Origin of the sequence: Rhizobium favelukesii (assembly GCF_000577275.2) — a bacterium.
In the GTDB taxonomy this organism is placed as follows: domain Bacteria; phylum Pseudomonadota; class Alphaproteobacteria; order Rhizobiales; family Rhizobiaceae; genus Rhizobium; species Rhizobium favelukesii.
In genome coordinates, this window is record NZ_CBYB010000044.1 from 1 (window position 1) to 5,054 (window position 5,054).

4 protein-coding genes are annotated in these 5,054 nt (G+C 57.1%); all 4 read right to left on the reverse strand.

All coding sequences use genetic code 11. From position 1 onward, the window contains the following. The coding region (locus LPU83_RS37725; protein WP_157997317.1) for an ATP-binding cassette domain-containing protein at window positions 1-1,008 on the reverse strand (1,008 nt) is incomplete at its 3' end. Between the two features lies 1 nt (window position 1,009). Continuing rightward, the gene (locus LPU83_RS37730) at window positions 1,010-2,206 is read right to left on the reverse strand and encodes an efflux RND transporter periplasmic adaptor subunit (protein ID WP_024319095.1); all 1,197 of its coding nucleotides are present in this window, start codon (window positions 2,204-2,206) and stop codon (window positions 1,010-1,012) included. Continuing rightward, window positions 2,203-3,669 carry an efflux transporter outer membrane subunit gene (locus tag LPU83_RS37735; RefSeq protein ID WP_141652644.1) on the reverse strand — a complete coding sequence of 489 codons (1,467 nt, stop codon included), beginning with the start codon at window positions 3,667-3,669 and terminating at the stop codon, window positions 2,203-2,205. The genes LPU83_RS37730 and LPU83_RS37735 overlap by 4 nt, the downstream gene beginning before the upstream one ends. Window positions 3,670-3,695: 26 nt before the next feature. Continuing rightward, a complete protein-coding gene (locus LPU83_RS37740) occupies window positions 3,696-3,860 on the reverse strand; it encodes a hypothetical protein (RefSeq protein ID WP_157997318.1) in 165 nt (54 codons plus the stop codon). Window positions 3,861-5,054 lie beyond the last annotated feature (1,194 nt).

Below are 5,054 nucleotides of genomic sequence, written 5' to 3' on the forward strand. Positions count from 1 at the left end.
CGTGGTGATCTGTTCGGCCTTCAGGTCACCGAAACTGCGGCCGGGACTGATATAGAGTGAGTTGGTACCAAGATCGCTGATCTGATCGAGAATCCGTTTCTGCGAACCCTGGCCGAGTGCTACCACGCAGACCACCGATCCCGTCCCGATAATGATACCCAGCATGGTGAGGAATGTCCGCATACGATGCGCATTCAAGGATCGCAACGCCATCGCAAAGGCCTCATTGAAGCGATCTCGCATTCCGTTGAACAATTTAGGCTTTTCTGGCTTTCTATCTATCGGGAGATCATTGCTTGCGCGCGCACCTGCGGCAGCGTCGTTCCGCGTATCAGCGATAATTTCACCATCTCTGATCTCTATAATCCGCTGCGCGCGCGCCGCCACATAGCGGTCATGGGTAACGATGATGATCGTCCGGCCATCGCGGTTCAGTTGCTGAAGTATCCCGAGGACCTCTTCCCCGCTATGGCTGTCCAGTGCGCCGGTCGGTTCGTCGGCAAGTATGACATCGGCGTCATTGATCAGCGCGCGCGCAATGGAAACACGCTGCTGCTGACCGCCTGAAAGCTGGTTTGGTCGATGATGCGTGCGCTCTCCCATCCCAAGGCGCTGCAGAATTGCTTCGGCCTTTTCGCGCCGCTCGTCGCGGCTTCGTCCGGCATAGATCGCCGGGATTTCGACGTTGCCGACTGCGTCGAGTTCGTTCAGCAGATGATAGCGCTGGAAAATGAAGCCGAAATGTTCACGCCGCAGTTCCGCCAGTTCATCGGCCTCAAGTTCCGAGGTCGGACGTCCCGAGATCTGATATTCTCCCTCGGAAGGCCGGTCGAGACATCCGAGAATGTTCATCAGCGTAGACTTGCCCGACCCGGAAGCGCCGATAATGGCCACCATCTCTCCGCGATGAACGGTGAGGTCGATATGATGCAGGACTGTGGTCACGTCGTCACCCGAGGGATACCGTCGGGTGACGCTTTTGAGCGATATCAGGGCCGCTTCGCTCATGTCACGTTCCGGCAGAGGTTGGAACGGGTGTTTGATTGTCGGTGACAACTTTGTCGCCTTCCTTCAAGCCCAAACGAATTTCCACATTGATCTTGTCTGTGATGCCAGTCTCAACGGTTCGCTCTTCGATAGTGCCGCTACTCGTAACAACGCGAAAGGTCGCCTTGTTTGGGTCATCCGACATCCGCTGTGCCGACACAGGAGCCAGAAGCACATTCCTAGCCTGGGCAAGCAGAATGTGAATTTCAGTCGTCATATAGGTTCTGAGCAGCCCGTCCGGGTTAGGCACGCTGAATATGCCCTTGTAGTAAATAGCCGAAGCCGTCTCCCCGTTCGATGAAGATGCGCTGCTGCTGCTCGAACTGAAGCTCTTATCGTTGACGATGGAGCCCGGCGCGGGCTCGATCTTTTCCAGCTTCGCTTCGTAACGCTTTGAATTCTGATCGGAAATGGTGAAATAAAGCGGCAGGCCTTCGTGAACCTGCGTAATGTCAGCTTCGGAGATAGCCGCCTCGACGGTCATCATGTCCACCTGACCCAGAATTGCGATCGTCGGCGCGCTTTGTTCCGCATTGACGGTCTGGCCTTCCTGGACCACCGTGGCGAGAATGGTCCCATCGATGGGAGCGGTGATACGCGTATAGCCGAGGTCGGTCTCGGCAATTTGCACATCGATTTTGGAAGCAGCGATGACCGCTTCGCTGTTGGCAAGCTGCGCTTCCTTCGCCTTCAGCGTGGCGACAGCCTTGTCATACTCGGATCTGGCGACAGCGTTCTTATCAGTCATCATTTGATAGCGGGCAAGGTCCTGCCGCGCTAGTTCCAGATCCGCGATATTCTGATCGCGAGTAGCCTGATTTTGCAGCAAGGTCGCCTGGGCTTTGTTGAGCTTATTCTGCTGGTTGGTCGAGTCGATGAGCGCAATGACATCACCAGCCTTAACCTGGTGTCCTGGCTTCACATTGAGTGACAGGATGCGGCCTGTCGCCTGCGCGCCGATGGCGACGAGGCTTTTCGGTCTCAAGGTTCCGGTAGCAAGAACCGAGCTTTCTATGTCGCCACGCCGGATGGTCGTCGTGCCCGGAAGCGGCGCTCCCTTCGTCCAGTGACGGACTGCGACAGAGGCCATGATCAGCAATGCCGCCACAACCGCGAACCAAAGACGCCAGCGGAAACGTCGTTTCGATCTGGGTTTCATAGCGGCCTCTGTTCTGATGCCGGCGAGGCCGGTATGGTTGGCCTGACGAAATGCGGTCCTGTGTAACTGTCAATGACTTCCGGTTCGCTGACATCGTCGCGGCCATTCCAGCCGCCTCCAAGCGCTTTGTGCAAGGCGACGTAATTGGTCACAAGATCCGTTCTGGCCTCAGCAAGGCTGGTCTCCGCGTCAAAGAGGTCACGCTGCGCGGTCAGCACGTCGATAAAGCTCTTCTTGCCAGCTTTGTATTGACTCAGCGTTAGTTCGTTGATTTTCCAGCTGTTGCTCATGATCTTCCGCAGCTGCGCCACACGCAGACGGTTCTGGTTGAGCGATACGCTTGTGTCTTCAACTTCGCTCAGCGCCGTCAATACTGCCTTGCGATAGGCGATGAATGACTGGTCGCGTGTGGCCCTGGCCACATCGACAGCGGCATTCAGCTTGCCGCCTTGAAAAATCGGTACGCTGAGACTTGGACCGAAACTCCACCCGATCGTTGATCGCAGAGCCAGATCGCCGAAGTCTGTGCCGTCCGCATTGATATTACCACTCAACGAAATGCTGGGATAAAGAGCGGCTTGCTTCTGTCCGACGCCTGCTGTCGAACTCGCGTATTCACGTTCGGCCGCACGAATATCTGGCCTATTCGCTAGTACGCCGGCGGGCAATCCGACGGAGATCCTGCGCGGCACGGAAGGAATGGGGCGGGTTTTGTCGAGCATGGCCGAAAGAGCGGACGAGGAACGGCCAGTCAAAACAGAAAGGGTGTTGAGATATTTCGCATAGGTGATGCGCTGGCTGGGTATCCGAGCTTCCGTGGATGCGGCTTGCGTTTCTGCCCTGAGCAGATCGACCTGCGATACGTGACCAGCTTCCAGTTGAGCGCGTGTTAGCTCGACGGTCTGGCGTTGCGATGCCGCGCTGCGCTTCGCTATTGCGATGTTCGCCTGCACACCACGCACTTGCGCATAATTCGTCGCAATATCGCCTATAAATGTGACGAGTGCCCCGCGAAGCTGCTCACTGGCCGCTTCCATACTGTAGTAAGCGGCCTCCGCGCCTCGACGATTGGCGCCGAACAGATCGAGTTCCCACTGAGCCTTGAAGACGAGGTTCGACCCGCTCGACGCACCGGAGCGCGTATAGCTCCCACTACCGTCGAGCGATGGATAAAAGATGCCGCCTGCGGACGCATAATTGGCCCTGGCTTTCCGCACCCTCGCCTTTGCGGTTGCAACATTGGGACTTATTGCAATGCCATCTGCGATCAACTGATTGAGTACAGGATCGTCGAGATTCTTCCACCAATCGCCGAGACGCGGTGTTGCGGCGCTGACCTTGCTGTTCCATTTGGACGGCGTCAACACTACAGGCATTTGATAGTCGGGACCAACGGCTACACACGCTGGCATCAAGGGCAGAATGGCCGTGAGTACTGCCAGGCGAACAAGCGGCGTCGTCAAATAATCGGTCCTGAAATATCGGTGCACTACTGAAGAGTTTGCAACGGAACCAATTCCCGCCGCATGACTTTGACGACCGCCGGACAGCAGGAGTCCTGCGCCGGGAAGTCAAGGTTGTATTCTCTATCCAGCCGCTCGAGCGGTTGCGGGAGTCCAAAGCGTTTGGCAATGTCTACCAGCCAGCCGGTCATTCCGGCTCTCCGCCAGCAAGAAGCGCGAGCGGCATTTTCATGGAACTACCTCTCGCCAGCCGCAAGCAACGCGCCCCGCCAACGAAGCCTGTTGGGCGACCCCGAGTTCCGTGAGATGCGCTTTGCTCCACTGGATTGGATCGGTAGACCCGAGAACTTCAGACATCCATTCCTCTCTAACGTGGTTGACTATCCATACGCTCGTAGCTTGCTCTTTTCACTTTTCCGATCTAGGTCATTCCATCCGACGAAATACTCGCCGACTATAAGGTCAATGCCTCGGCGACGTTGGTCACGCCTATGACGACACTAGCCACTTGGTGACTTTCCACCGCATTCCACAGGCAAATGCTGTGCCATCCACCGGCAAGGTCCAACCCCGACAGCTCCGGGACATGGTATCGGCTAACAATAGCCGGCTAATGCCGCGGGCGAGTTGGGTGAGGTTGTGGGCGGTGCAAATCAGCGCCAATTCGGCGCCTTCTTGACGCTGCCCACCAGGACTACTTCTTACCTGTTCGATCTTCCGAACAGCGGCTCAACTTGCTTTCTGCAGCGCCGTGTCAAGTCAATCGGACGAACGAAGGAAATATAAAGCTTATTTGGATCTCTGATGCCCGAACGGATCAAGCGCGTTTGCAACGGGACATACCGAGACTTGGGGAACTTGGTCATGCGCACCGTTGCACAGCGGGCTTCAATATCGCGGCAGCGCGGTCGATCGCCTCGAAATGCGCGGTCCGGTCGCGGCGATCGATCCGATCTGCGACTCGGACCAGGCCGATCGCAGTTCACCCGGCGGTTGGAGTGCACGGGCCGCGGCCGCCCATTAGGTCGAGGGTCTTGGGCATAGATATGGGCGTCAGCCCTCCGCCGTGACTTGCCGAATATCGGCATTGTCGCAATCTTTTGCCGGATCCAGACGCATAATGTAAGCCGAAAAAGGCTTTACGACTGCGAGCCAGTGCGCTGCGCGCTTGCTGGCTTGAAGGAGCTTGGCCACACTATTACCGCTCACTTGTCGAGCCTAATCGAACTGCCGGCGACGCGACTGCCCCGGCGCTCCAATCGCGACTTCACCCACGACGAAGCGCCGCGGCCGAGGCGACGACGGATGTCACGCGAGGATGGTGTCGTGTTCATAACAAAATGTCAGAGATCGGACACAGAGGCTGGCGGCTCACCACGTTGTAA

Coding starts and splice junctions, on each gene's coding strand:
- LPU83_RS37740 (WP_157997318.1), bottom strand. CDS start 3,860: ATGACCGGCTGGCTGGTAGACATTGCCAAACGCTTTGGACTCCCGCAA.
- LPU83_RS37730 (WP_024319095.1), bottom strand. CDS start 2,206: ATGAAACCCAGATCGAAACGACGTTTCCGCTGGCGTCTTTGGTTCGCG.